This is a genomic window from Arthrobacter tecti (assembly GCF_054511355.1).
The window spans coordinates 432,493-457,294 of sequence record NZ_JBTNCT010000002.1; the positions used below are offsets into that span (position 1 = coordinate 432,493).

The 24,802-nt window shown below is 64.6% G+C and carries 26 protein-coding genes; 15 read left to right on the forward strand and 11 right to left on the reverse strand.

What is annotated here, in order from left to right; translation table 11 throughout:
- Window positions 1-4 precede the first annotated feature (4 nt).
- From ACX80C_RS04475 to ACX80C_RS04500, 6 genes are read left to right on the forward strand one after another with little or no spacing between them, the layout of a single operon-like run.
- The gene (locus tag ACX80C_RS04475) at window positions 5-685 is read left to right on the forward strand and encodes a DUF4129 domain-containing protein (protein ID WP_459325096.1); all 681 of its coding nucleotides are present in this window, start codon (window positions 5-7) and stop codon (window positions 683-685) included.
- Window positions 667-1,908, forward strand: coding sequence for a DUF4350 domain-containing protein (locus ACX80C_RS04480; RefSeq protein ID WP_459325038.1), 1,242 nt, complete (start codon window positions 667-669; stop codon window positions 1,906-1,908). Before ACX80C_RS04475 ends, ACX80C_RS04480 begins: the two co-directional genes overlap by 19 nt.
- Window positions 1,905-2,996, forward strand: coding sequence for an AAA family ATPase (locus ACX80C_RS04485; RefSeq protein ID WP_459325039.1), 1,092 nt, complete (start codon window positions 1,905-1,907; stop codon window positions 2,994-2,996). Before ACX80C_RS04480 ends, ACX80C_RS04485 begins: the two co-directional genes overlap by 4 nt.
- A gap of 17 nt (window positions 2,997-3,013) precedes the next feature.
- On the forward strand, window positions 3,014-4,306 hold the full coding sequence (locus ACX80C_RS04490) for a DUF58 domain-containing protein (protein WP_459325040.1): 1,293 nt from the start codon (window positions 3,014-3,016) through the stop codon (window positions 4,304-4,306).
- Between the two features lies 1 nt (window position 4,307).
- Window positions 4,308-5,294 carry a phosphotransferase family protein gene (locus tag ACX80C_RS04495; protein ID WP_459325041.1) on the forward strand — a complete coding sequence of 329 codons (987 nt, stop codon included), beginning with the start codon at window positions 4,308-4,310 and terminating at the stop codon, window positions 5,292-5,294.
- Window positions 5,291-5,965, forward strand: a complete 675-nt coding sequence (locus ACX80C_RS04500; protein ID WP_459325042.1) for a DUF4166 domain-containing protein — start codon at window positions 5,291-5,293, stop codon at window positions 5,963-5,965. The genes ACX80C_RS04495 and ACX80C_RS04500 overlap by 4 nt, the downstream gene beginning before the upstream one ends.
- 3 nt (window positions 5,966-5,968) lie before the next feature.
- Here ACX80C_RS04500 and ACX80C_RS04505 read toward each other — a convergent pair whose 3' ends face one another.
- The 4 genes from ACX80C_RS04505 to ACX80C_RS04520 are packed head-to-tail and all read right to left on the reverse strand — an operon-like array spanning window position 5,969 to window position 9,737.
- On the reverse strand, window positions 5,969-6,982 hold the full coding sequence (locus ACX80C_RS04505) for a uroporphyrinogen decarboxylase/cobalamine-independent methonine synthase family protein (protein ID WP_459325043.1): 1,014 nt from the start codon (window positions 6,980-6,982) through the stop codon (window positions 5,969-5,971).
- Window positions 6,975-7,337, reverse strand: coding sequence for a chorismate mutase (locus tag ACX80C_RS04510; RefSeq protein WP_459325044.1), 363 nt, complete (start codon window positions 7,335-7,337; stop codon window positions 6,975-6,977). The genes ACX80C_RS04505 and ACX80C_RS04510 overlap by 8 nt, the downstream gene beginning before the upstream one ends.
- A 55-nt stretch (window positions 7,338-7,392) precedes the next feature.
- Window positions 7,393-8,529, reverse strand: coding sequence for a tRNA 2-thiouridine(34) synthase MnmA (gene mnmA, locus ACX80C_RS04515; RefSeq protein WP_459325045.1), 1,137 nt, complete (start codon window positions 8,527-8,529; stop codon window positions 7,393-7,395).
- Window positions 8,526-9,737: a cysteine desulfurase family protein gene (locus tag ACX80C_RS04520; protein ID WP_459325046.1), complete on the reverse strand. Its 1,212-nt coding sequence runs from the start codon at window positions 9,735-9,737 to the stop codon at window positions 8,526-8,528. Before ACX80C_RS04520 ends, mnmA begins: the two co-directional genes overlap by 4 nt.
- A gap of 144 nt (window positions 9,738-9,881) precedes the next feature.
- On the opposite strand from ACX80C_RS04520, the gene folP reads away from it, so the two are divergent.
- Together folP and ACX80C_RS04530 are read left to right on the forward strand one after the other, a co-directional pair.
- Complete coding sequence (gene folP / locus ACX80C_RS04525; protein ID WP_459325047.1) at window positions 9,882-10,814, forward strand: dihydropteroate synthase; 933 nt, start codon at window positions 9,882-9,884, stop codon at window positions 10,812-10,814.
- Window positions 10,811-11,569: a pyrimidine reductase family protein gene (locus tag ACX80C_RS04530; protein WP_459325048.1), complete on the forward strand. Its 759-nt coding sequence runs from the start codon at window positions 10,811-10,813 to the stop codon at window positions 11,567-11,569. Before folP ends, ACX80C_RS04530 begins: the two co-directional genes overlap by 4 nt.
- Here the strand turns inward: ACX80C_RS04530 and ACX80C_RS04535 are convergent.
- Window positions 11,566-12,054 (reverse strand): hypothetical protein, encoded by a 489-nt coding sequence (locus ACX80C_RS04535; RefSeq protein WP_459325049.1) that lies wholly within the window; start codon window positions 12,052-12,054, stop codon window positions 11,566-11,568. The genes ACX80C_RS04530 and ACX80C_RS04535 overlap by 4 nt on opposite strands.
- On the opposite strand from ACX80C_RS04535, the gene ACX80C_RS04540 reads away from it, so the two are divergent.
- Entirely contained in the window at window positions 12,029-12,349 is a 321-nt protein-coding gene (locus ACX80C_RS04540) for a hypothetical protein (protein ID WP_459325050.1), read from the forward strand. The genes ACX80C_RS04535 and ACX80C_RS04540 overlap by 26 nt on opposite strands.
- A gap of 46 nt (window positions 12,350-12,395) precedes the next feature.
- On the opposite strand, the gene ACX80C_RS04545 is transcribed toward ACX80C_RS04540, so the two are convergent.
- Together ACX80C_RS04545 and ACX80C_RS04550 are read right to left on the reverse strand one after the other, a co-directional pair.
- Window positions 12,396-13,274: a diacylglycerol/lipid kinase family protein gene (locus ACX80C_RS04545; protein ID WP_459325051.1), complete on the reverse strand. Its 879-nt coding sequence runs from the start codon at window positions 13,272-13,274 to the stop codon at window positions 12,396-12,398.
- Window positions 13,275-13,282: 8 nt separating this feature from the next.
- Window positions 13,283-13,870 (reverse strand): pentapeptide repeat-containing protein, encoded by a 588-nt coding sequence (locus tag ACX80C_RS04550; protein WP_459325052.1) that lies wholly within the window; start codon window positions 13,868-13,870, stop codon window positions 13,283-13,285.
- A 222-nt stretch (window positions 13,871-14,092) separates the two neighbouring features.
- Here ACX80C_RS04550 and ACX80C_RS04555 point away from each other — a divergent pair, with 222 nt between their 5' ends.
- From ACX80C_RS04555 to ACX80C_RS04575, 5 genes are all read left to right on the forward strand, one after another.
- Window positions 14,093-15,016: a J domain-containing protein gene (locus ACX80C_RS04555; RefSeq protein WP_459325054.1), complete on the forward strand. Its 924-nt coding sequence runs from the start codon at window positions 14,093-14,095 to the stop codon at window positions 15,014-15,016.
- 9 nt (window positions 15,017-15,025) lie between these two features.
- On the forward strand, window positions 15,026-15,520 hold the full coding sequence (locus tag ACX80C_RS04560; protein ID WP_459325055.1) for a tRNA (cytidine(34)-2'-O)-methyltransferase: 495 nt from the start codon (window positions 15,026-15,028) through the stop codon (window positions 15,518-15,520).
- Entirely contained in the window at window positions 15,517-16,311 is a 795-nt protein-coding gene (locus ACX80C_RS04565; protein WP_459325056.1) for a class I SAM-dependent methyltransferase, read from the forward strand. The genes ACX80C_RS04560 and ACX80C_RS04565 overlap by 4 nt, the downstream gene beginning before the upstream one ends.
- Window positions 16,312-16,608: 297 nt before the next feature.
- Window positions 16,609-17,229 carry an ECF RNA polymerase sigma factor SigK gene (gene sigK / locus ACX80C_RS04570; RefSeq protein ID WP_459325057.1) on the forward strand — a complete coding sequence of 207 codons (621 nt, stop codon included), beginning with the start codon at window positions 16,609-16,611 and terminating at the stop codon, window positions 17,227-17,229.
- A gap of 16 nt (window positions 17,230-17,245) precedes the next feature.
- Window positions 17,246-18,037, forward strand: coding sequence for an anti-sigma factor (locus tag ACX80C_RS04575; RefSeq protein ID WP_459325058.1), 792 nt, complete (start codon window positions 17,246-17,248; stop codon window positions 18,035-18,037).
- A 75-nt stretch (window positions 18,038-18,112) separates the two neighbouring features.
- Here ACX80C_RS04575 and ACX80C_RS04580 read toward each other — a convergent pair whose 3' ends face one another.
- The 4 genes from ACX80C_RS04580 to ACX80C_RS04595 form a co-directional block, all read right to left on the reverse strand.
- Window positions 18,113-18,871, reverse strand: a complete 759-nt coding sequence (locus ACX80C_RS04580; protein WP_459325059.1) for a PIG-L deacetylase family protein — start codon at window positions 18,869-18,871, stop codon at window positions 18,113-18,115.
- Window positions 18,872-18,873: 2 nt separating this feature from the next.
- Entirely contained in the window at window positions 18,874-19,818 is a 945-nt protein-coding gene (locus ACX80C_RS04585; protein ID WP_459325060.1) for an electron transfer flavoprotein subunit alpha/FixB family protein, read from the reverse strand.
- A gap of 43 nt (window positions 19,819-19,861) precedes the next feature.
- Window positions 19,862-20,686 (reverse strand): electron transfer flavoprotein subunit beta/FixA family protein, encoded by an 825-nt coding sequence (locus tag ACX80C_RS04590; protein ID WP_459325061.1) that lies wholly within the window; start codon window positions 20,684-20,686, stop codon window positions 19,862-19,864.
- A 126-nt stretch (window positions 20,687-20,812) separates the two neighbouring features.
- On the reverse strand, window positions 20,813-22,363 hold the full coding sequence (locus ACX80C_RS04595; RefSeq protein WP_459325062.1) for a S1C family serine protease: 1,551 nt from the start codon (window positions 22,361-22,363) through the stop codon (window positions 20,813-20,815).
- Window positions 22,364-22,660: 297 nt separating this feature from the next.
- On the opposite strand from ACX80C_RS04595, the gene ACX80C_RS04600 reads away from it, so the two are divergent.
- The gene (locus tag ACX80C_RS04600) at window positions 22,661-24,781 is read left to right on the forward strand and encodes a TPM domain-containing protein (protein ID WP_459325063.1); all 2,121 of its coding nucleotides are present in this window, start codon (window positions 22,661-22,663) and stop codon (window positions 24,779-24,781) included.
- Window positions 24,782-24,802 lie beyond the last annotated feature (21 nt).

A 24,802-nucleotide genomic window follows, 5' to 3' on the forward strand; every position in this document is an offset into this window, starting at 1 on the left:
GCAAATGCAGACAAACGTTATCGGCTGGCCGGTATCGGCGAGTGTTCCGGTCCAGCCTGACGACGAGGAGGCCCGGCAACTTCTGCAGGAAGAGTTATCGAAACCGGTCTACCAGGAAGCCGAGCCCTCGCTGCTTGAGCGAATCTGGACTGAGATCCTCAATTGGCTTGGCGATGTGCTGGGCCAGATCAGGGGTGTGGACGCCGGATTAGGGACCATCCTGCTTGCCGTCGGCGCCGCCGTCGTCATTGTGGTTGCCGTCCTTCTCATCCGGCCACGACTGAATGCCCGGCGGAAGCGCTCCGGGCCGGCGGTGTTCGAGCGTGCCTCCACGCTCTCTGCCGACGCGCACCGTACCCTCGCTGACGAAGCCGCGGCCCAAGGTGAATGGGACGAGGCCCTCACGGAAAGGTTCCGCGCCATCACGCGCTCCGCGGAGGAGCGGCTTGTCCTCGATGACCAGCCAGGCCGCACCGCCGGCGAAGTCGCCGAACAGCTGAAGGGCGCGTTCAGTGCGTTCGAGACGGGCATCTCCTGGTTGGCCTTACGCTTCAATGAAGTGCACTACGGCGCCCGGCCCGCGACCCCGACCGATTACGAGCGGTCAGTCGCACTGGACCGGGACCTGACCGGATCCCAGCCCCAGTCCGCCCGCGCAACGGCTCAATGGGCGGCACCACTATGAGCGGAACGACGACGGCACCACATGCTCCGGCAGGACGGCCGCGCGATGCGGAGGTGATCGGCGACGGGGGAAGCGTGCGCCGCACCGTTACGAATCATCTGTCGCGGGCGCGTCCGTGGCTCATCCTGGGTGCGCTGCTCGTCATCTCGGTGATCATCGGCGCACTAGTTGCGACGTCGAACGACGGCACCCCGCTCTCGCCCGGTAACCCTGCACCGCAGGGCGCCCAAGCCACCGCCGAAGTGTTGAAGCGCAGCGGTATCGAGGTGATTCCGGCGACAACGTTGGAGCAGGCTCAGGATGCCCTTGACGGGCCAGGCGATACCCTCCTGCTTCATGACCCCAACGGATGGCTGGGGTCCGACCAGTTGGCCGACCTTGCCGCAGGGCTGGCAGACAGGGTAGTCCTGGTCGAGCCGAGCTTACCCATCCTGCAGGAGCTCGCTCCCGGCATCCGGTCCGCAGGGGTGGTTCCGGAGACGGTTACCGAGCCGCTCGCCGCTGAATGTGCCAACACTGACGCTCAAGCGGCGGAAAGCATCAGCCCGGGCGGCCGCACTTATCGCGGAGACATCACTTGCTTCCCCATTCCACCCGGTGGCGACGCCGAAGCAGGCGGCACCTTCGCTGCAACGGCCGGCGGTGAGGTGCTCGTCATCGGGAACGGCGCTGTCCTGAGCAACGAACTCGCCGATGAACACGGGAACGCGGCGTTATCCCTCAGAACACTCGGAAGTACTCCGACACTCGTCTGGTACCAGCCCACCGCCGAGGATGTGCCGGCCGCTGCCGGACCAGTTAATCCGCTGAGCCTCTTGCCCGCGTTCGTGAACCCGTTGATGTTCTGGCTCCTGGTGACGGCGTTGCTGGCTATCCTCTGGCGCGGCCGCCGGCTCGGACCGCTGGTGACCGAGCCGCTGCCCGTCGTCGTACGTTCGGCGGAAACCGCCGCCGGACGGGCCCGGCTCTACCAGGACGCGAACGCCGTCGAGCACGCCGCCGACACACTGCGCGCCGGCACCCTTAACCGCCTGGCCGCGATATTGCGGGTCCCGCAGTCCGGATCCCGATTCGAAGTGGTTGCCGCAGCGGCCCGAAAGTCTGGGCGCGACCATCAGGATGTCGACCGAATTCTTAACACCTTTACGCCACGCTCCGACGCGCAACTGGTGCGCTGGAGTCAGGAACTGGAAGACCTCGAACAGGAGATTCGACGCGCATGAATCAACAACACCCGTATCAGCCGGCGCCCCCGACCCACCGGCCCGGGGAAGCTCCGGCCAACAGGAACGCCCCGGACTGGACCGCAGCGGACAGTGACACCCGGGACGCAGCCGCACCAGGCGCCGGGAGCCGCGCGACGGAGTCCGCGAGGGAGGCCCTGGTTGCTGTCCGGGACGAGGTGGCGAAGGCCGTGGTCGGGCAGGACGCCGCGGTGACAGGTCTTCTGATTGCCCTGCTGGCCAAGGGGCACGTCCTGCTCGAAGGTGTGCCCGGCGTAGCGAAGACCCTTCTGGTGCGCAGCCTCTCTGCTGCTCTCAGTCTGGATACCAAGCGGGTGCAATTCACTCCGGACTTGATGCCCGGTGATATCACGGGCTCATTGATCTTCGAGTCGCGGACTGCGGAGTTCACCTTCCGCGAGGGGCCGGTCTTCACCAACATCATGCTCGCTGACGAAATCAACCGGACGCCGCCGAAAACGCAGGCAGCACTTCTCGAAGCCATGGAAGAGCGTCAGGTCTCGGTCGACGGCGTAAGCCGTGCACTGCCGGATCCGTTCATCGTGGCCGCTACGCAGAACCCGGTGGAGTATGAGGGGACCTATCCACTGCCGGAAGCACAACTGGACCGGTTCCTGCTCAAGCTCACCCTCCCTCTGCCGGAACGTGACGACGAGATCGAGGTGATCCGCCGTCACAGTGCCGGCTTCGATCCGCGGAACCTGTCCGGTGCCGGTGTCCGGGCGGTCGCGGGAGAGTCGGATCTGGCGAAGGCCCGACAGGCGGTACAGAGAGTGAGCATTGCGCCCGAGGTGATCGGCTACATCGTGGATGTAGTTCGCGCTACCCGGTCGGCGCCGTCGTTCCAGTTGGGGGTCTCCCCACGTGGGGCAACGGCCCTGCTGAACACCTCGCGTGCATGGGCGTGGCTCGCCGGACGCGACTTCGTCACGCCCGACGACGTGAAGGCCCTCACGCTCCCCGCCCTGCGACACAGGGTGGCGCTGCGTCCGGAAGCCCAGATGGACGGTGTCAGCGTGGATAGCGTGCTCGGCAGCATCCTCGCCACAGTGCCGGTGCCCCGGTAACCCGTGGGCGCTTCGGAATGAGCATTACATCCCGTCTGGTCCTGTGTGCACTGCTCGGTGTGCTGCCGGTTGTTCTCTACCCCGGCCCGGCCTCCATCGCCGTGTGGCTCGCCTTGCTTGTGCTCGCGTGCGCTGTCGACCTGCTCCTGGCTGCCTCGCCGCGCCGCGTGGGCGTTGAACGCACGCTGCCTGAGTCGGTGCGGTTGACGGAGAGCGCTTTCAGCACGCTCACCGTACGGAATCACTCGGGGCGGGCGCTCCGCGGCTGGATCCGCGAGGGCTGGCAGCCGTCGGCAGGGGCTGTGAATCCGGTCCAACGGGTCTCCGTGCCACCGGGGGAAGGGCGGCGTGTGAAGGTACAGCTCGTTCCCCAGCGCCGCGGTGATCTGGCTGTTCACCATGTGACAGTGCGCAGTGTCGGCCCGCTCGGACTTGCTGCGCGCCAACTTACGATCAAGACACCGGGCGGCCTTCGGGTGTTGCCGCCCTTCCACTCCAAGCGCCTACTGCCTTCCAAGCTTCGCCGGCTTCGTGAACTGGATGGCCGGGCAGCGGTGCAGATTCGCGGAGCCGGCACCGAATTCGACTCCCTCCGGGACTACGTTCGCGGCGATGACGTACGCTCGATCGACTGGCGCGCGACTGCGCGACGGCGCGACACCGTTGTGCGGACGTGGCGCCCGGAACGGGACCGGCGGGTGGTGATCGTGCTGGACACCTCACGGACCTCCGCAGCACGGATCGAGGATGAGCCACGGCTCGACACGGGCATCGAGGCGTCCCTCCTGCTCGCGGTGCTCGCGCAGCGTGGCGGTGACCGCGTGGATTTCCTCGCGTTCGACCGCAGGCCCCGTGCGCGCGTTGAGTCCGCCGCGAAGGGGAATCTGCTTGCCTCGCTGGTCACTGCCATGGCACCGCTCGATTCGGAACTGATCGAGGCCGATTTCTCCCAAATCCCTGCACAGATTCGGTCCATTTCTGCCCACCGCTCGCTGGTTGTGCTGCTCACTGCCCTTGATTCCGGAGCGGTGGAGGAAGGACTCCTTCCGATGCTGCCGTCCCTGACCTCGCAGCACGTCGTCGTTGTGGCTTCGGTCCGCGACCCGCACCTCGACGAACTGCGACGCGAGCGAACGACGGCGGCTGAAACTTTCCGCGCGGCAGCGGCCGAGCGGGCGCTCCTCGACCGTGCTGCCATCAAGGCCCGCCTGCACCAGTTGGGCGCGGAGGTGGTCGATGAACCGCCGCACGAGCTTCCATCCAAACTCGCCGACCTGTATATCCGTCTCAAGGCAACAGGGCGGCTCTAGCATGGGAACGCACCCCGAGGTGTTCGACTACACCCGGACGGCCCGGCGGCGCGAGTGGAGCACGCTCCCTGAATCGGTACGGTCCCGCATTGAGGTTCGGTTGGGTAGCCCGGTTGGCCGCACTATGCCGGCAGGCGGTGGCTTCACTCCCGGCTTCGCCGCGATCGTAGAGTCCGCCGAGCGCAGCTTGTTCGTCAAGGCGGCGCCGTCGTCGGACAAGTTCATCCACGACGCGTATGTGCGGGAGCAGGCAGTGCTCGAACTCCTTCCGCCGCACCTGCCTGTCCCACACCTCCGGGCGGCCTTCACAGCAGATGACGACGACGCCGAGTGGCAGGTTCTCTGCTTCGAGACCATTCACGGCTACATGCCGGGAACGCCCTGGACGGAAGCCGACCTGGGTTCGATCCACGAAAGCCTCGTGACGATTCAGGACGCGTTGGCCGGGCTACCGCGCGGTGTGACCGGCGGCCCGATGTCAGCTGGGCTCAGCGACGATCCGGAGGTCAGTTCGATCTTCCATCGTTTGGGCGCCAGCGGTGAGCTGCCCGCCTTTCTTACGCCGTGGACGGCCGGACGGTTGAACGAGCTGCAAGCGTTGTGCAACCGCAGCGCCGATGCCTTGAGAGGCGATGCCATCCTGCACAACGATCTGAGGGCCGACAACGTCATCATCCAGCGCAGCGACAAGCGTGCTTTCGTCTGTGACTGGAACTTCCTCGCTCGCGGACCGGCGTGGGCGGACTGGGTGGGTCTGCTCCTTTATGCTCGCCACGGCGGCATCGATCCTCGTCCGTGGCTGCGGGATTCGCCCTTGTCAGCGGCAGCGGATCCCGACGACGTCGACAGTTGGCTTGCGGTCCTCGCCGCCTACATGACCCATTACGGGATGCAGCCTGATCTCCCAAGCAGTCCGATGCTCCGTGCGCATGGACGCTTCACTGCCCGCATCATCCTGGACTGGATTGCTGAAAGGAGATGGCCATGACATTGTCCATCTACCAGCTCGCGCTCGGAGAAGAATTCAGCCGGCTGCAGCCCCAGTTGCAGGACTACTTCAGTTTCCACCAGCGCAGCGGGGCCCATGCCATCTGCAGCGGCACGTTCGACGTTGCAGGCAGCCCATCGAGGATCATGCGGCCCCTTTTCGCGTTGGCAGCCCGGGAGAACACGTTCTTCCCGGAGTACGAGGGAAACGTGCAGTTCAGGGTGCGGAACTGGGCCCACATGGATCCGTTCGGCCGCCCCTCCCTCACAGCCCGCCGGGATTTCCACTTCAAGGCAGCGCACCGCGTCTTCGAGGACACCACATCCTGGACAGGCGACGTACTTGTCGATTACCTCGGAGTCCACCGGCGGATGGCTACGGCGTTGACGTGCCAGGTGACCACCACCGGCCGGATGCGCATGGTCTCCTGGAACACCCGCCTGTTCGCCGGTCCGCTGAGACTGCCGATCCCGGAATTTGTCGGCGCCAAGGCGTATGTGGAGCAATGGTGGGACGCCGCCGAGAACTGTTTCCGCATCTCCTCCAACGTTCTGCACCGGCAGCTGGGCCCGGTGCTCGTGTACGCGGGCAGATTTACCTATGAAACATCTCCCTATAATGGCGACCTCCCCGCCGAAGAGGCGCCGGCACGTTGGGAGCGTCGGGTGTAGCGTTCAGGCGTCGGCAATCGCCTGGTTCAGGGCATCGGCGCTTGAGTGCAGATGCCGCAGCATTCGGCGCGCGTTGTCCGGCCCATACTCGGAGAGTCTTTCGGCGGGCAGCAACCTAACGGCACCCAGGTTCGAGAGCGGAAGCCCGATACCCCGCCAGGGGCGCAGCAGCGCCTCCGCCGTGTCCTGAATCTTCACCGGCCGCTGCACCGGCACGGGAAGAGCTGCCCAGAAACGCCGGCCGCCCTCAACGAGTTCAGCGATCGCTTCCCAGTCCTGACCGGTTGCGCCGGCTACCGGCACCGCAAAGCCGACCTGCGGCGTCCGCGTCAGAATCTGCAGCGCTTCGGTCTCACGGAGAGAAAGTACGACGACGGCGGCACCGGCTTTCTGGGCGGCTTCAGCAACCGCTGTCCAGGCTTCGATGACCTCGTGCTGGGGTATGGCACGAAGGGTGCGGTAGCCGCTTGCCGTGGGGATGGCGCCGCCGAGCACGTCAATAATCTCGGGCTCATCCAACTGCACGGTCAATTCCGCGGCCGGGTTCGCCGCTGTGGTACGTCGTATTAGGGAGACGACGCCGTCCACCAGGGCATCACGGATGTCTCTGCGGGCCCCATGGTCAATCAGTGCCCGCTCGCCGTTATGGAGGTACAGGTTAGCGGCCATGGAGAGCGGGCCACGGCAGGAAACCTTGAACCCTGCAGCAGGGTCCGCTTCCGCGCCGACCAGGTCCGCGAGAACGTTCAGGTCTGTGGACAGGGCTGAAGCCGCACGGCGGAGGTCCTGTCCCGGCCGGTCGACCAGGCGCCAGCCGTGCGGCTGCAGGTCGACGGGAAGCTCGCTCAGCAGCGCGGCCGTCCGGCCAACCTCGTCACTGCCGACTCCCCGCTGCGGCAACGAGGGAAGGAACGGCAGGTTCGGACTCCCGAGCTCTCCACGAATGATGCGGATCGCTTCGGCCGGATCCTGGCCCGGCCAGTCGCCGGCCGCGGTCACTGTTACGGCATCAGGCATCGCGAGATGAGTGGTTCTCTGAGATGTCCTGGTGGTGCCTGATGACCTCGGAGATGATGAAGTTCAGGAACTTCTCCGCGAACGCGGGGTCAAGGTGTGCTTCCTCGGCGAGCGCACGCAACCTGGTTATCTGCGCAGCCTCGCGTGCCGAATCTGCGGGAGGCAGTTGGTGGTCAGCCTTCAGGTGCCCAACACGCTGGGTGGCCTTGAACCGTTCGGCGAGCAGGTACACCAGGGTTGCGTCGATGTTGTCAATGCTGCCGCGGACCGCGAGCAACTCCTCCATGACTGCTGGATCGACCTCGCCGGCAAGGGAACTCGCGGCGGGGTCGAAGTCCCGGGTGTCTTCTGTCATGTTTCCAGTTAAGCAGAAACCCGAACACGGAAGCGCATTGTGTCCGGGAAGGGCGTCAGCGGGCTGCGAGGTCCGGCCGCTCAAGCGAGCGGGCCGAGTCCAGGGTAGCTTGGCCCAGCACGCGCGTGCCCTGGTAGATCACAACGGTCTGGCCCGGGGCGACGCCACGCATCGGTTCAATAAGGCGGACAGTCAGGCTCTGGCGGCCGTCGTCGTCGTGCTTCACCCAGGCCCTCGCATCGACGGGGTCTCCGTGCGCCCGCACCTGGGCCATGCACTCGAACTCCTCGCCGGTTTCGACGGCGGGAATCGGCTCTCCGGCCCAGGAGACCTTGATTCCGCGCAGTTCGTCGACGGCGAGCATCCGTTCGGGGCCGACCACCACAGTGTTCTCCTTGGGCCGGATCTCCAGCACGAACCGGGGCTTGCCGTCCGGGGCGGGACGTCCCAGCTTGAGACCCTTGCGTTGGCCGACGGTGAAGGCGTTGGCGCCCGGATGCGTGCCGATTCTCTCGCCGTCCACATCGACGATGTCGCCCTCGGTCAGGTCAATACGCTCCTCGAGCCAGCCGCGGGTGTCGCCGTCGGGAATGAAGCAGATGTCGTGGCTGTCCGGCTTGTTGGCAACCGAGAGTCCACGCCGTTCGGCTTCCGCGCGGACCTCTGCCTTGGAGGGCGTCTCAGCGAGCGGAAACATGGAGTGCCTGAGCTGTTCGTGGGTCAGGACGCCCAGTACATAGGACTGGTCCTTGGCCCAGTCCGCCGCGCGGTGCAGTTCCCGGCTGCCGTCGGCGTTCTCGATGACCTTCGCGTAGTGCCCGGTGCAGACGGCGTCGAAACCGAGCGCGAGCGCCTTTTCCAGCAGGGCCGCGAACTTGATGCGTTCGTTGCAGCGCATGCAGGGGTTGGGGGTCCGCCCGGCAGCGTACTCGGCGATGAAGTCATCCACGACGTCTTCCTTGAACCGCTCCGAGAAGTCCCAGACGTAGTACGGGATGCCGAGGATGTCGCAGGCCCGCCAGGCATCACGGCTGTCTTCGATGGTGCAGCATCCGCGACTGCCGGTTCGCAGGGTGCCGGGCATACGGGACAGCGCCAGGTGGACGCCGACGACGTCGTGACCCGCCTCAACCGCACGGGCGGCGGCGACGGCCGAGTCCACTCCGCCGCTCATTGCTGCGAGTACTCTCATGCGTGAAAACCTGTTCCTGCTGTCTGGATGGATGATGCGTGGCCGGACATCCCGGCTTTCCGGGCGCGCTCGTACGCTTCGGGAAGCGCTGCCACCAACGCGTCAACGTCGGCGGGCCCGGATGTATGCCCGAGGGTGAACCGTTGTGCCCCGCGCGCCTCGGCTTCGCTCAGGCCCATCGCGAGCAGAACGTGTGATGGCCGGGGCACCCCCGCGGTGCAGGCCGACCCGGTGGAGGACTCCACGCCGGCGGCGTCGAGAAGGAAGAGCAGCGAATCGCCCTCGCAGCCCGGGAATGTGAAATGAGCATTGCCGGGCAGTCTCGCATTACGTGGACCACGCAGCACTGCTTCGGGGACTGCGCGTTCGACGTCGGCGATCAGCTGGTCCCGCAGAGCACCGATCCGGGCGGACTCGGCTGGAAGGTGAGCGACGACGTCGTCGGCGGCTGCCGCAAACGCCGCAATACCGGCGGTGTCCAGCGTGCCCGAACGGATATCGCGCTCCTGCCCCCCGCCGTGCTGGACGGGCGTCAGCTTTACGGCTCGACCGACCAGTAGCGCACCTACGCCGACCGGCCCGCCGATCTTGTGACCGCTGACGGCCATGGTGGCCAGACCGGATTCGGTGAAGGACACCGGAATCGATCCGAAAGCCTGCACCGCGTCGGAATGGACGGGAATGCCGTGTTCTGCTGCTGCGGCGGCGATCTCGGGAATCGGCTGGAGCGCCCCCACCTCGTTGTTGGCCCACATGACGGTGACGAGGGCAATGTTCCCGGCTCCCGCACCGAGTTCGCGGCGCAGGGCGTCCACCCGCACTACCCCGTCCCCGTCCACCGGGAGCCAGGTCACCTCGGCTCCCTCGTGCCGCTGCAGCCATTCGACTGTGTCCTGGACGGCGTGGTGCTCCATGGCGCTGCACAGGATGCGCGTGCGCTTGGGATCCTCGCTGCGCCGCGCCCAATAGAGGCCCTTCACCGCCAGGTTGTCCGCTTCAGTGCCGCCCGAGGTGAAAATGACCTCCGACGGATGCGCACCGGCAGCCCTCGCCAGCGTCTCCCGTGCATCTTCCACGACCCTGCGGGCGCGACGGCCCGAGCCGTGCAGCGAAGACGGGTTGCCGCTGCGGCTTAGTTCTGTGGTGAGTGCGGCGAGCGCGGGCGCCGAGAGGGGCGTGGTCGCCGCGTGATCGAGATACACGGGCACCGGTCAATTCTATCCTCGGGCACTGTTTAAGCCGAACCCGCCCATCGAGTTGGCATGACGCGCCCTTTATGCCGACGCGTAACGGGCGTGTCCTGCCGTTTCGTTGGCACTGGGACCGTCAGCAACGACTGGTAGAAAGGAGCTGTGGCTGACAATTCCCTGTGCGCCGGACCTCCGGCCCCTGTTCCCGAACTCCTGCACCCCAAGCATGTCTTCGGCACGCGTACCCTGGATTTCAGCCGCCGGATCGCGCTGATGGCCATCATCAACCGCACTCCGGATTCCTTTTACGACGGCGGCCGCACCTTCGGCCTTGAGGCGGCTGTTGCCGCGTCGCAACAGGCAGTCAACGACGGCGCCGACTGGGTTGATATCGGCGGCGCGCCTTTCGCGCCGGGGCCGGCCATACCGGCTGCCGAGGAAGCAGCCCGCATTGTTCCGGTCATCGAGGAGGTCCGTAACTTCTCCGACGTCGTTATCTCTGCTGACACCTTCCTGCCGGAGGTGGCGGAACAGGCCATCAAAGCCGGTGCCAACGTCATCAACGACACCACGGGCCTGAGGAACCCCGATCTCGCGGCGGTGATTGCCCAGACCGGTGCACACGTGGTGATCACGCACAGCCTCGCCGAACCGCGTCAGGTTCTCGGGCGGCCGACGTACGGCGACGTGGTTACGGAGGTCGTCGAGTTCCTGCTCCGGCAGGTGGAACGCGCTGTGAGCCTCGGCATCGGTGAGGACCGGATCCTGGTGGATCCCGGCCACGACCTCAACAAGAACACCCTTCATTCGCTCGAGATCACACGACGCTTCAACGAGATCGCAGGTTTGGGTTATCCCGCGCTGGCGGCGGTCTCGAACAAGGACTTCATCGGTGAGACCCTGAACCTGCCCAAGCACGAACGGGTGGACGGATCCCTTGCCGCGGCGGTGATGTGCGCGATGGGCGGAGCCAGGATTCTCCGCATGCACAACGTCGCGGCCTCCCGCTCCGCGATCAACGTCGTCGAAGCAGTAATGGGGTGGCGCGAACCGGCTTATCTCTTGCACAACATGGGGGAGGCCAACCAGCCGTGATCAACCAGCTCAGCCCCTCCCCCGCGAAGGACCTCTCCGATGAGCACATCCTCGACCTCTATTCGTACCCGGAGACCCGCCCGTGGGTCCGTTTCAATTTCATCGCCAGCCTGGACGGGTCCGCTTCGTACCAGGGTGTTTCAGCACCCTTGGGTAACGACGGCGACCGCAGGCTTTTTGGGCTGATTCGCCGGCTGTGCGACGTAATCGTGGTTGGAGCCGGAACGGTCCGCGCCGAAGGTTACGCCGGCGAGCTGGTCAACGAGAAGGATTCGCAGTGGCGCCAGGAACACGGATACTCCCTCCACCCGGCACTGGCGGTGATCTCGGGGACGCTGGACCTCGATCCGACGGGCGAACTGTTCGAGCGTTCGCCGGTCCGGCCGATCATCTTCACCGCTGCCGCCGCGCCGAACGAACGGCTCGAGGCGCTGCGTGAGGTTGCCGACGTCGTTGTTTGCGGTGAAAAGGCCGTCGATGCCCACCGTTCCACCGAGTGGCTCCAGGAGCGAGGGCTGGGGCGCATCCTGTGTGAAGGCGGGCCGGGAGTTTTCGGGAGTTTCATCGCCCAGGACCAGGTGGACGAGCTGTGCCTGTCAGTCAGCCCGCTCCTCACCGCCGGCCAGGGTTCGGCGCTGGCCTCACACGGGGATCACACACCACTGCGCCGCTTCACCCTCGCTTCGCTTCTGGAAGCTGACTCGGCGCTGTACGGCCGCTGGATCCATGCATCAGCCGAACCAGGGGACGCCTAACCCGGTGGAACCACCGAGATCCGACCGCGGATGTCGGCCACGGCCGCCGTCAGTTCGTCATTCGTAGGACACGAAACGGTGAACGCGAGCCCGGTACCCGTGGCGTGGAAGAGCCGGAGCGAGACGGCGCTGGCGGGCGCCTCCCCCGTTGCCTCCTGAACGTAGGTGAGGAACTCGATCGACGCCGTCAATTCACCGGGCGTCTGGCCCCACAACCAGCTCGTCGGAACCAGGTATTCGGGCAGGATGCTGGGGTCCATGAAGCGGAAGAGCGCTTCGGTGGACGCACGGTCATTCCCCTCGACCACCAGGGGCGCCTGGGCCGCCGTATAGCGCAACGACGCCGTACACCCGGCTTCGCTCACGTAGACGGACTCACCGTTGACCAACAATTTCTCCTGACTCCATCCGCCTGCACGCGAGACACCATCGGAAAACGCCACCATGTCGGCTTCCTCGATGTACCCGCCGCGTTCGAACGTCATGTCCTCGCCGACGATCTTCGCGCGCGGAATCGGCGGGAGCACGGTGGAGTTCGCCGCCCCAGACGACGGCCCTGCCCCAGAGGACGGCTCCGCCCCGGCTGACGACGCCGCGTCACTCGGCACGGGCGCGCCGGGTTCGATCGGCACCTCAATCCGGCATCCCGCCAAGAGCGTTGCAACCGCGAACAGGACCGCGCAGCGGAGCAGCGGTCTGGACGGCCTTACCAACACTGGTGCGTACTTCCTGTTCTCTCGCTTGGGATCGGGATCCTCCCTATTCCCGCAACCACTCTAGCCACTGTCCCGTTCACGGACCCATGGGGAGCGGTCCCCATGAGCCGCTACGTGAATACCTTCAGCGCTGCGGGTACCACAGTGATGTCAACCGGCGCTCGGCCCACCGGCTCACCATCGGCAAAGAGCGTGATACCTGGGACGTCAAGTGACACGCTGGAGACAGTCTGCAGGTGCACGGTTTTGAGGCCCACATGGCGGCCCGAGAAGATTAGCGGGAACAGCGTCAGCAACTTCAGCCTCGGCATGGGATCGACAGTCAGCAGGTCCAGGCGCCCGTCGTCGTACCGTGCGCCAGGGGTGATGAGCATGCCCCCTCCGACCGAGCGCATATTCGAAATGCACACCAAAATCGCTTCGATGTCCGTTTCCCGTCCGTCTACCGACAACCCGTAAGTCGGCGGCCGGAAGAAAGGCAGCTCACGAAGCAGCGCGAGCACGTACTTCACCCGGCCGCGCGGCCATGACCAACGGTTTGCCCTCGCGTTCACGACAGCGTCCAGTCCCGCGGAACAGACTGCGGCGAACCAGACATCCGGATGCCCCACCGAGGTAATCCGGCCGAGGTCGATACTGCGGGGTTCCATCCCGAGGACACGCACCAGGGAGGCGGCCGCGGCCGGCGGCTTGCCGACCGGAAGCCCCAGTGAACGCGCGATGTCGTTCCCCGTACCTGCGGGAACAATGGCTAGAGGTACTGCGGTGCCTGCGATAGCGTTGATACCGATATGAACCATGCCGTCGCCGCCCACCACAACAAGTGCTTCGGGTTTTCCGGCAAGCGCTGATGCAAGCCGCGCTCGGAGACCTACCGGATCGTCCACCTGCACGAGGTCGACTTCGTGCCCTACTTCCCGCAACGCGCGCACAACCTCAGGCGACGCACGCGCGCCCGCCCCGCTACCCGCCCGCGGGTTGACTGCCACAACGAGCCTCACCGGATAACCGCACCATATGCCTCGGCGACGCTCAGCGCCTGGCCTGCATCAATGACGGCGCCGTACACGTTGAAAGTCTCGGCGTCGATTCCGTCCAGTGTGCTGCCCCGCAGATCCGCGTCGCGCAAGCGTGCCCCGTTCCAGACGACGCTGGACAACCGGCAGTCCCGCAGCTGCACGCGCCGCAGGTCGGCCCCCGTGAAATCCGCTTCCGTGAGGTTCACTTCCGAAAATGCCCCGCCCTGAAGGTCGGCGTTCTGTAGTGATACGAAGGACCAATTGCCGCCCTGGACCCGGATGGGCTTCAACGAGGAACGGACAAAAATGCTTCCGGTGACCTTGCAGCCCTCAAACGCGGCGTCGAACAAATTGCAGTTCTCAAAACGGCAATTGTCGAACGCGCTGTTCGCGTGGGTGGACACGTTGAATTTCACATTACGGAATACGCAGCCGCTGAAGATTGTCCCTTCACTGCGCAGCTCGGTGAAGTCGCAGTCCACAAAGTGAACCCCGCTGTAATCTTCCCGCTCAAGCTGCCTTCCGTACCAGTCCAGTTCGCCCTGCATGCCCTCGTTGATCGCCATGACCCTGATGCTAGCGTCACGCACCGACATCCAATTCGTACCCACGCCCCGCGGGGCCCTCGGCCGGTGAGCGCTCACCGCCCTCCCTCCCCTCGCTGACGCTCGGCGCGGGGCCCTCGGCCGGTGAGCTGACCATTTGCCGGAGTTGAGCGCACCGTTTACAGTCAAGCGCGGAAGTCCTCTCAACTCTTGGACCGCCTCCCAGACCGACGAAAGGCCTCCATGGCAGCTCCGGAACCCACGCTATACAGTGTGCTCGGGCTGACCAGGGGCGCCACCGCGAAGCAGATCAAGGACGCCTACCGCAGAGCGGCTCGCTCCTTCCACCCCGATTCCGGTGGGAGCGCCGAACTCTTCCACGATGTGGCCGTGGCGTATGAGACGCTCATCGACCCGGATCGGCGTCGTCGTTATGACCGGTCGCTCGGCCGTATCGATCCCCTCCCCGATGCCGGAACCACACCACCCCGGAGAAAGCAGGCCAGGCCTGAACCGGTCAGGGATGAGTTCGCCCAAGCGCCTCGCTACGAACCGTCCTACGGAAGCGCGAACGACAGCCTGCCCCTGACGGTTGCCAGCCAGCAGGTACATGGGCTTGCCCGTCAGCCGGGCGTCCTGAAGAAGTTCCGTTCCGGTTCAGCGTCACGGTACGACGGCGAACGTGCCACTGCCCGACTCATCGAAAGCACACTGCTGCAGGGATTCCCGGCCGCCCGGCTGGTGAACGGTCTGTCCTTCGGTGGCGGGATCGAAGCGGGCCACGCGGTCCTCGCCGGGTACCGCATCGCGGTCATCGATTCGCTGATCGCTCCGCCGGGGAACTATTCGTGGGATGGCCGCCAGCTCAGGCATCGCGGACGCCGCGCCGGCCACGTACGGATCACCGATACAGTGCGTCAGATCCAGGAGATGTTTCCTGAGTGCAATGTGCGCGGGTGGCTGGTGCTTCATGGACGCCAGAACAATCCGTTCGAGCCGATCATCGACTACCCGCCGTCGCTGGACCGGTCCGGGCTCGCGATGGTCCACGTTTCCAATCCCGGAACCCTCCTGCGGGAAGTCAAACGATTCCTCTCAGAGGGTCCACAGGCAAGCACCGTGCAGGTTCCCGTTCTTGCCCGGCTGCTCAGCGCGGCCGGGCGCTAGGATTGCACAGTGCTCCGCATCCTCTTCCACACCCCTGAAATTCCGGGAAACACCGGCAACGCCATCCGGCTGGCCGCGGTTACCGGTGCGGAACTACACCTGGTCGAGCCCCTGGGTTTCGATCTGGACGACACGAAGCTCCGCCGGGCCGGCCTCGATTACCATGACCTCGCCGTCCTAACCGTTCACCCCGACCTCGAAACGGCCCTCGCGAAGCTGCAGCCGGAACGTCTCTTCGCCTATACCGCTGAAGGCGAGAGAACCTACTCGGATATCCAGTACCGTCCGAGCGACGTGCTGCTGTTCGGTCCTGAATCCGTGGGGCTTCCGGCGTCGGTCAAGGATCACCCCGCAGTGACAGCGCGGGTACGCCTACCCATGCTGCCGTCCCGGCGCTCCTTGAATCTCGCCAATTCGGCGTCGATCGTCGTCTACGAGGCGTGGCGCCAACTGGGATTCGACGGCGCGCTCATCAAGCAGTCCAGCACGGAGGAAATCTCGTGAAGAACGTTGGTTCACTGTTCGACGACGGCGCCGAGCACTTCGAGCGCCTGGCACCGGCGCTGTGGAATCCGATGGGCAACGCCGTTGTCGCCGCAGCGGACATCCACACCGGCGAAAGAGTCCTCGACGCGTGTTGTGGAAGCGGCGCCAGCACCATTCCGGCGGCGCAACTGGTTGGCCCCGAAGGGCACGTCGACGCCGTTGACCTGTCTGCCGGGCTCCTTGGACTCGCTTCGTCGAAAGCCTCAGCACTGAGCTTGGAATCCGTCACTTTCACGGAGGCCGACGTATCCACCTGGACAGGACAAGCCCCGTATGACGCCGTTCTGTGCTGCTACGGTCTCTTCTTCCTCTCCGACATGGTGGCCGGAACCCGGAACCTGGCCGAGCAGCTACGCAGTGGTGGTCGCCTCGCCGTCAGCACGTGGCAGGAAGGCGCACACGAGCCCTTTGCGGCTCTCCTCAAAGAGGCTGCTTACGCCGAGCAGCCGCAATTGGCAGAAGCTCCAGCGCCCAAACCGACACGCCAACTGGAGCAGATCGCTTCCTCGGTGAAGCTCACCGAATTCCTCGATGCCAGCGGATTCGCCTCAGTTGAAGTCCACAGTGCTCCCCAGGAAATCCCGCTCGATGCCGACCTTGCGTGGTCCCTGGTTCTGGGCAGTGGGTACCGTTTTCTATTGCCGGAAGACCCCGACGGCCGCGAACGGGTCCGCGAACGCTTCATCGATTCCCTGGGCGGGCACATAACGCTCAACGCAAATTCGCTCATCGCCGTAGCGACACGCTAAGCATCTTCGGCATCCCGCCCATCCCCTGCAGCAACGGCTCCGAATTATAGGTGTCATCAGTCATCAGTGTTCGTCTGCAATGCCGGCCACTGGTACTCAGCGCTTGAGGCGGAGGACCGTTTGGTTCAACCGCCATCGGCTAGGGAACGGCGGTATCGAATGGACGGGGGGCAGGGCGGTGGAGTAATGCTGACTCGCACTTTGGAACCACGTGTCCTCAGCAGTCATGTCCTGGGTATGCGCTTTCGGGACACACATGTACTGGATAGTCATCACGGAGCTTTATGCTTGAAGCCTATGGATACGCCACGTGTGAGCCGGATAAGCCCCGCGAGACTGGACGCCCAGCAGACTGCCGGTGACCCAGCCGGGTCTTCTGCAGCGCTCGCCGAACTGCTCGGACGGATCGCACGCCAGGACCGCAACGCATTTGCGGAGTTCTACACACAGACTTCGCGCCGGGTCTACGGGCTCGCAAGGCGGGTCCTGATCGATCCCGAACTGAGCGAGGACACCACGCAGGAGGTGTACCTGCAGGTCTGGAACATGGCGGACCGTTTCAACCCTGAGGCCGGGAGTCCGATGGCCTGGCTGATGACCCTGGCTCACCGCAGGGCTGTGGACAAAGTCCGGTCGGAACAGAGCTCGACCGAACGCGAAGCACGCTATGGTGCCGCCATGCAGGTCAAGGACCATGACGACGTCGTGGACACTGTCACGCAGCGCCTCGAGGCTGAGGCAGTCGTCGAGTGTCTCGAGACGCTGACGGAAACCCAGCAGGAATCCGTACGGCTGGCATATTACGGTGGCCTGACCTACCGCGAGGTCGCCGAAAAGCTGGGAGTAGCAGTACCAACTATCAAATCGAGAATCAGGGATGGCCTGATTCGACTGAAAACCTGTTTGGGGGTGAACTGAGATGCAGGACAAGGATATGAACAAGCAGTTTGCAGATGATCTTCGGCAGGACCTGGCCAACGGCCTGGCCCTTGAGTGGGCTGAGATGTATGCCCTGGATGCTGTGAGCGAAGAGGAGCGCACCACACTCGAGGACTACGTCTCAGGATCCACTCCCGAGGAACGCGAGTCGTTCAACGAACGAGTTCGGGCCGCGCAAGAGACAATAGCGAAGGCTTATGCCGTTGACGAGGCTGAACCGCCCGCTGATCTGCTTGGACGCATCATGAGCAGCCTCCCGGAAGACCGGCAGGCTCAACCTGTTCACAGTACTCCGCCTGTCCCGGCAGACGACCTCTCCGCCCGACGGGAAGCGCGTCGCAAGCCCTCATCGGCGGGGCGCTGGCTCGTGGCAGCGGCGGCCGCCGTCGTCGTAGCCGTCGGTGGTGTGACCGTTGCCCAGAATCTGCAGCCTTCGTCCGTCCAGGAGGAAGTGATGCAGGCGGCGGACGTGCAGCGGAACCAGGTCCCGATCGAGGGTGGTGGAACCGCCGAACTCGCGTTCTCCACGTCCGAGGATGCCGCCGTGGTGACCCTCGACGGCGTTCCGGCCCCTCCCGCAGGCAAGGTCTATCAGATGTGGCGGCTGCCCGCGGACGGCGCTCCTCCGGAGTCCCTTGGCACCATGACGGCCGAGGAAGTCACTCACAAAGAAGTGCCTGTAGAAGGAATTAACGCCTACAGCGGCCTCGCAATCACCGTCGAACCGGAGGGTGGTTCGGAAGCACCAACCCTACCGATGGTTGTGCAGATTCCGTTCAACGCCTGACCTGCGCCGCCCTGAGAGCTAAGGAGCTGTTGGAGAGAGCCGTCCTCGCGGTCCTCTCCAACAGCTGCAATCGCTCTAGAAACCCGCGATAGTTGCGTCCGTATTGACCGGAACTACCTGGAAGACCTCGGCGCTCCGGCCTTGCGTGAGCCCACCGCGCTCCGCATTTGCGTTCAGGAACCCACGGACCGCCTGGTCCATCCGGTCGATGTCCGGATGCTGGCTGGCGTGGAATTGGAGTGCACGCATCTTGTCCTCTACATGGTCAGTGACGTCAACAAAGTGATTCTCCAGCTGCGTAGGTCCACCGAAGAACCACAGCCAGGGAACTCGATAAGCGTCAACCCCTTTGGCGGCCAGCTCCGGAAACGCGTACTGGTTCTCCACAGCGGGGTAGATGGCACGGGTCACTGCCTCCCCACACACCAAATGATCCGGATGGCTTTTCTGGATCCGCTCCCAGTTTCGCTCGGGGTGCATCGAGAGAACAATCTGCGGGCGTTCACACCGGATCAGTTCGACGACGCTGGCCACCAGTTCCTCGCTAGGCTCCAGATAGCCGTCCCGGTGTCCGAGGAAATGGACCGTCTCCACGCCAACCAGTCCGGCAGCAGAGCGTTGTTCCTGGCGGCGTCGTTCCACGATGTCCGGCCGGTGCTCGTCCGAGAAACCTCCTGCGTCACCGTCGGTCATGATGCAGTACTGGACATCGACGCCGGATGCCGTCCACTTCGCGACGGTTCCCGCCGCGCCGAAATCGATGTCATCGGGGTGCGCCACGAAACAGAGCACGCGCCGTACGTCGCCGAAGTTCGGGCCTGGAAGGGCTGTCACTCCTAGCCCCTGCGCTTCCGGATTTCTTCCGTAGCCTGCGGGAGCACCGTCGACAGGTCCCCCACAATGCCGAAGTCCGCTATTTCGAATACGGGGGCGTCCGCGTCCTTATTCACCGCAACGATCACCTTCGCCGTCTGCATACCCGATTTCTGCTGGATGGCACCGGAAATACCCGCAGAGATGTACAGCCGCGGGGAGACGGTCTTGCCGGTTTGCCCAACCTGCGCTGCATGCTCAATCCAGCCGGCGTCCGTTGCCGCCCGGGATGCGCCCACAGCACCGCCCAGTACATCGGCGAGATCCTCGATCGGTCCGAAGTTCCCATCAACCCCGCGCCCACCGGCCACCACTACCTGAGCTTCATCAAGTGTGGGGCGACCACTGGCGGCCTTCTCGGTCCGGCTGGTGACACGAGCTGCCGCTGGGACATCGATGTCGACTGTGTGCGTTTCGGGAACACAGCCTTCCAGGGCCGGCTGCACGTCCACACTGTTGGCCTTCACCGTGACGATGGGTGTTCCGGTGGTGACTGCGGCCTGCACTGTGTATGAACCCGCGAACACGGACTTCGTGACCCGGAAATCTTCGCTGACGGCCACTGCATCCGTGATGACGCCCGAGGAGAGCCGAATCCCCGTCCGCGCTGCAATCTCCTTGGCCTCGAACGTGTTTCCGAGGAGGATGGCGGCACTCTGGGTGGCCGAAGCCGCGGCCGACAGGAAAGCAGCTTTACCGGCAACCAGCAGTTCATCGAGTCCCGGCGCGGAGGGCTGGTACACACTGCCCACCCCGAACGCTCCGAGTTCTTCGACCACCGCGGGCGAAAGTTCGCCGATGACCGCGGCCGCGGGTGTGCCGAGGATACGTGCGAGAGTCAGCAACTCACGATCCGTTTTGTGCAGCGAGGCACCTGGATTATCGATATAGACAAGGACTGTTGCCATGGCAGGCTCCTTCAGGAAGTTGGTGATCGCTTGGAAGCTGCGGCTAGAGCAGCTTCTGCTCGACCAGGAAGTCGACCAGACGGCGGCCTGCATCTCCCTCGTCGGTGATGATGGTTCCCTGCGTCCGGGGAGGTCTCGGCTGTGCGTCCTCGACCCGCGTCCAGGACCCCTCCAGTCCCACCAGCGATGCGTCCAAGCCGATGTCGGCAAGGGATAGTGTGCTGACGGATTTCTTCTTCGCGGCCATGATTGCCTTGAAATTGGGGTAGCGCGGTTCGTTGATCTGATCGGTTACCGACACCAGGGCGGGGAGGCTGCATTCCACTGTCTCGGCGTAGTTGTCACTTTCGCGCCGAGCGGTGAGCCGCCAGGCGCCGTCGTCGTCGCTTATCTCCAGGCTCGAGGCGAAGGTGACCTGGGGAAGCTCCAGCAGCTCTGCGAGCTGCGCCGGGACCAGCGAGGTCTCGCCATCAGTGGAGGCCATGCCGGTGAGAACGATATCGACATCTTTGAGGTGGCGGACGACGGCGGCGAGCGCGCGCGAGGTGCCGGAGGCGTCGGAGCCGGCCAGGGCGTCATCGCTGAGGTGGACGCCGTCATGCGCGCCTATCTGCAGCGCCTTCTTGACAGCGTTCACGGCTGCGGCAGGTCCCATGGTGATAGCAGTAACCCGGTGGCCGGCGGCGTCGCCACCGTGCGCCTCGACGATCTGGAGCGCCGCTTCGAGTGCATACTCGTCCAGCTCGGAAAGAATGCTTTCGGAGCGGTCGGTGGTGTGGTCACTTCCTTGCAGATGACGGTCGAACTGCGTGTCCGGCACGTGCTTCACCAGTACCGCGATCTTGAGCGCGGCTTTCGTCTCGTCCATTGCTGCCTTTCCATGCGGCTACTAGCTGCCGCACACAAGCTAACCACAAGGGGAAGGTGAATACCGCAGCTATATGACGAAGAAGCAGCCCGCCACAAGGACGGGCTGCTTCTCTCGAACTTCCGGTCAGGCTGGTGAACTGCCGACAGTCACATCGAGGGTCAGCGTTTCACCGCCGCGCACCAGTTCAACCTGCGTTGCTTCCCCCTCGGCAAGCATGCGTACCGCGGCGGTAAGGGCCTGCGGATCCTCGATCGGCAGTTCGCCTACCTTGGTGATGACGTCGCCCTCCTGCAGTCCTGCGATTTGGGCCGGGCTGTCCGGTTCCACTGACTGCACTTCGGCCCCGACGGAGAAGGTGCTCGCGCCCTCGGCGTTGCCTGAGGCAGCAGGCCCCACACTGACTCCGAGGAAGCCATGCGTGGCCTCGCCGTTCGCGATGATTTCCTCGGCAACGCGTTGCGCGTAGTTGATCGGGACGGAGAATCCGACGCCGATGTTACCTGCGCTCTCCCCTGATCCTGCGGAGGCGATCGCGACATTCACGCCGATGATCTGCCCCTGGGAGTCAACGAGCGCCCCACCGGAATTACCCTGATTGATTGCGGCGTCCGTCTGGATGACATTGAGGTAGATAGAGCCCTGGGTTCCCTGCTGCGGGGCCTCGGAGCCATCCGGCGGCAGGAAGTTGAAACCGTCTCCGGGAGCCTGTTCGGGCTCATCGGCCTGCTGTTCGGGCACAGCCGAAGACTGCACGCTGATGGTTCGGTTGAGCGTGGAGATGATTCCGTCCGTTACCGTGCCGCTGAGACCCAGTGGCGCACCAATAGCGATAGCAACGTCACCGACATTCAGCTCGGAGGAATCCGCGAGGGTTGCGGGTTGCAGGTCCGGCGCGTCGATTTTGATCACGGCCAGGTCGGAGAGCGGATCCGTACCGACCACCTCCGCTTGGAACACGCGGCCGTCGTTGGTCCTCACTTCGACCGCCGGGTCAGCCACCTGCCCGCCGAGGGTCACTACGTGGGTGTTGGTAAGGATATGACCCTCAGTGTCGAGAATGATTCCTGAACCGGAACCACCGGACTGCCCACCGCTCACTGAGATTGTGACCACGCTAGGCGAAGCCTTCGCGGCCGCGCCGGTGATCTCATTGACGCTCCCGGTGTCGTTGACAACAACGGACTGCGGCTGCGCTGTGCCGGTGTTCCCGGCACCATTACCTGTGTCCAGCAGCGCGTCGGTCCCAGCCACCACTCCCCCACCCAATAGGCCGGCGACCAACATTCCGGTAACGAAGGTTCCGGCGCCAACCCGCTTCTTCTCCCGTCGCTTGTAGATGGGGGTCTCGGGCTGGGAGTAGGCGTCATACCCGAACGAAGCGCCATAAGGCTGCTGCTCCGCGGGCGTTGCGTGGGCAGTCGGGTACTCCTGAGTTTCGTGCTGTTCTGGCGTACCCCACTGCTGCGCGTGGACGCCGTCGCTGGCATCGGTTGTCTGCGCTGGTGCTCCCTCTCCGGGGCGGTCCGCAGGTGAGCCTTCAGTGGACGATCCTGCTCCAGCATGTTCGGCGGCCTGCCGTTCTTCTTCAGCTCGTTCCTCGGCCGCGCGCTGCGTCGGCGGGTTCTGTGGGCGGGGAGGAAGCGGTCCGTTATAGCCGGCGTTGTTCTCGGTCATCGGTTGTCCTTTCACTGATGCTCCCTGAAACTATGCCAAGCCAAACTGGAGTCTCGGCCAACGTTCCCTGTATGCCTGCTGTGAACAAGCCGAACGCCGGAGCACGTCCATTCATTGTGTCCCATTCACCCGCCCCGTAAAACGCGAACCGGTTTCGCTGGAGGCATACCCGATTCGGTGGACGGCCTACTGGGAGGGCCATAGAATCGCAGTGAGGCGAAGCGGGGGATGCAGCCTGGATGCACCGTGCTTCGCCGGTTCCCGGAGCGCCCGGCGGACACTCCTGAAGGGTCGTGAATGAAGTCGAGCACCACACGTATCTCATCCGCTGCGGGTCTCGGGGCCCTTCTCATGATGAGTCCGCTGGCGGTGCCGGCTGCGTATGCAGTCGATCCCGTGGACTTCAACTCCGACACCGTCATTGATCAGGCAGACGTCCTCAACGACAGCGAGCAGCAGCAGGTTGAGCAGGCCATCGCCGAGTTGGAGAGCCAGCACGGTTACACGCTGCACGTCGTGTATGTGGACTCATTCACAAATCCTTCCGACGGTGAAGCGTGGGCGCAGCAGGCCGCCGTGACCAGCGACTTAGGGCCACGCGACGCGATCATGGTAGTCGGATTCGAGCAGGAGCAGGCAGGGCTGATCGGGTCCGATTCAACGCCCATAGGCGAACGTGACGAAGAGATTTATGGGTCGGTGATCGCCCCCGAGATTCAGGCGGGTAACTGGGACGGTGCGGCCATCGCCGCAACCACCGGAATTGCAGAAGTGCTCGACGGCGGTACCGTCGGATCAGCGGGCAACACGAACGACGACGGAGGCTCAGTGGGCTCGATTCTCTTCATAGGTGCATTACTGGTACTCGCCGGAGTGGGCGGTTACTTCTACCTCCGTTCCAAGACCCGGAAGCAGAACAACAACCAGCAACTGCAACAGCGGCCCGCCGAGATGGACTTCGGTCCCGGGCGTGATGCCAACGGAGAGGTACTCGACCCCCTCGCATCCGTAAGTGTCGAGGACCTGCGAAAGCGGGCAGGAAGCCTTTTGATCGCTGCCGACGACGCCATCAAGTCCAGCGAACAGGAACTCGGATTCGCCCAGGCCCAGTACGGCGACGACTCGGTGAAGCCCTTCGCCGAAGACATCGCAGCCGCAAAAGCCCACATGAGCGAATCCTTCAAGCTCCAGCAGCAACTCGACGACCACATCCCCGACACCGAAGAGGATCAACGCAAGTGGCTCGGCGACATCATTCGCCGGTGCGAGTCAGTGAATGCGAGCCTCCAGGAACACAAGACCGATTTCGATGCCCTCCGTAAACTCGAACGCAACGCCCCGCAAGCTCTCCGAGACGCCCAAAACGCGGCCAGCGACGTCAGTGCGCGCGTAGCGGCCGCCGAGGCCGCGTTGAGGCAACTGCAGGACCGCTACGCTCCTTCAGCAATCGCCCAGGTGGAGGACAACGTCGACCAGGCTCGTGACCGGCTGCAGTTCGTCGACAACGCAGCGTCCAAGGCCCAGGAGCACCTCTCTGAAGGCAACACCAGCGCCGCCGTCGTCGCCGTCCGGGCTACCGAGGAAGGCGTGCATCAGACAAAGGTCCTGCTGGAAGCGATCGATCGCCGCGCCGCGGAGCTCTCCGATGCCGAGCGCGAAATGGAACAGGCGGTCTCCGATACCGCGCAGGATCTCGCCCAGGCCCAGGCAATGGTTTCCGCAGGATCCAACCCGGAGCTTGCAGGACCGGCGGCAGGAACCGCCGCTGCACTCGACGGCGTGAAACGGGAGATCGCGTCCGGAAAGATCGACCCCGTTGCTCTACTGCAGCGAGTCGAGTCCGCGCACAACCAGCTCGACGCGGCGCTGGGCGGCGTACGGGACCAGGCTGACCAGACCCGTCGTGCACGCGAAAGCCTGCAGCACACCATCATGGCGGCCCAATCACGGATTTCAGGAACCGCTGACTACATCCGTGCCCGCCGCGGCGGCGTGGGCAGCGAGGCAAGGACCCGGCTGGCCGAAGCGGAACGAAACCTCGACTACGCACTCCAGATCCAAACCGATGATCCCGTCACTGCGCTCTCCCACGCGCAACAGGCACTGGCACTCGCCGAGCAGGCCGGCCAGATTGCTCAGCAGGACGTGGAGGGATTTGGGGGCCGCATGGGCGGCTTCGGTGGCGGCGGCATGTTCGGCGGCGGAGGAAACGGGATGGGCGGGGCGCTGCTCGGCGGCATCCTGATCGGGTCCATCCTCAACGGTGGAGGCCACGGCGGCGGATTCTTCGGCGGAGGCGGAGGGGACTTTGGCGGAGGCGGCGCCGACGGCGGGATGTTCGGCGGCGGCGGCTTCGGAGGGTTCGACGCCGGCGGAGGCGGCTTCGGCGACTTCGGCGGTGGTTTCGGTGATTTCTAGGTAAACACCTTGCAGGGCAGT

Excerpts from the sequence above, each read along its gene's own strand:
- ACX80C_RS04475 (WP_459325096.1), top strand. The coding sequence starts at position 5 with ATGCAGACAAACGTTATCGGCTGGCCGGTATCGGCGAGTGTTCCGGTC.
- ACX80C_RS04480 (WP_459325038.1), top strand. The coding sequence starts at position 667 with ATGGGCGGCACCACTATGAGCGGAACGACGACGGCACCACATGCTCCG.
- ACX80C_RS04485 (WP_459325039.1), top strand. The coding sequence starts at position 1,905 with ATGAATCAACAACACCCGTATCAGCCGGCGCCCCCGACCCACCGGCCC.
- ACX80C_RS04490 (WP_459325040.1), top strand. The coding sequence starts at position 3,014 with ATGAGCATTACATCCCGTCTGGTCCTGTGTGCACTGCTCGGTGTGCTG.
- ACX80C_RS04495 (WP_459325041.1), top strand. The coding sequence starts at position 4,308 with ATGGGAACGCACCCCGAGGTGTTCGACTACACCCGGACGGCCCGGCGG.
- ACX80C_RS04500 (WP_459325042.1), top strand. The coding sequence starts at position 5,291 with ATGACATTGTCCATCTACCAGCTCGCGCTCGGAGAAGAATTCAGCCGG.
- ACX80C_RS04505 (WP_459325043.1), bottom strand. The coding sequence starts at position 6,982 with ATGCCTGATGCCGTAACAGTGACCGCGGCCGGCGACTGGCCGGGCCAG.
- ACX80C_RS04510 (WP_459325044.1), bottom strand. The coding sequence starts at position 7,337 with ATGACAGAAGACACCCGGGACTTCGACCCCGCCGCGAGTTCCCTTGCC.
- mnmA (WP_459325045.1), bottom strand. The coding sequence starts at position 8,529 with ATGAGAGTACTCGCAGCAATGAGCGGCGGAGTGGACTCGGCCGTCGCC.
- ACX80C_RS04540 (WP_459325050.1), top strand. The coding sequence starts at position 12,029 with ATGTACCCGCCGCGTTCGAACGTCATGTCCTCGCCGACGATCTTCGCG.
- ACX80C_RS04535 (WP_459325049.1), bottom strand. The coding sequence starts at position 12,054 with ATGACGTTCGAACGCGGCGGGTACATCGAGGAAGCCGACATGGTGGCG.
- ACX80C_RS04550 (WP_459325052.1), bottom strand. The coding sequence starts at position 13,870 with ATGGCGATCAACGAGGGCATGCAGGGCGAACTGGACTGGTACGGAAGG.
- ACX80C_RS04555 (WP_459325054.1), top strand. The coding sequence starts at position 14,093 with ATGGCAGCTCCGGAACCCACGCTATACAGTGTGCTCGGGCTGACCAGG.
- sigK (WP_459325057.1), top strand. The coding sequence starts at position 16,609 with ATGGATACGCCACGTGTGAGCCGGATAAGCCCCGCGAGACTGGACGCC.
- ACX80C_RS04575 (WP_459325058.1), top strand. The coding sequence starts at position 17,246 with ATGAACAAGCAGTTTGCAGATGATCTTCGGCAGGACCTGGCCAACGGC.
- ACX80C_RS04585 (WP_459325060.1), bottom strand. The coding sequence starts at position 19,818 with ATGGCAACAGTCCTTGTCTATATCGATAATCCAGGTGCCTCGCTGCAC.
- ACX80C_RS04590 (WP_459325061.1), bottom strand. The coding sequence starts at position 20,686 with ATGGACGAGACGAAAGCCGCGCTCAAGATCGCGGTACTGGTGAAGCAC.
- ACX80C_RS04595 (WP_459325062.1), bottom strand. The coding sequence starts at position 22,363 with ATGACCGAGAACAACGCCGGCTATAACGGACCGCTTCCTCCCCGCCCA.
- ACX80C_RS04600 (WP_459325063.1), top strand. The coding sequence starts at position 22,661 with ATGAAGTCGAGCACCACACGTATCTCATCCGCTGCGGGTCTCGGGGCC.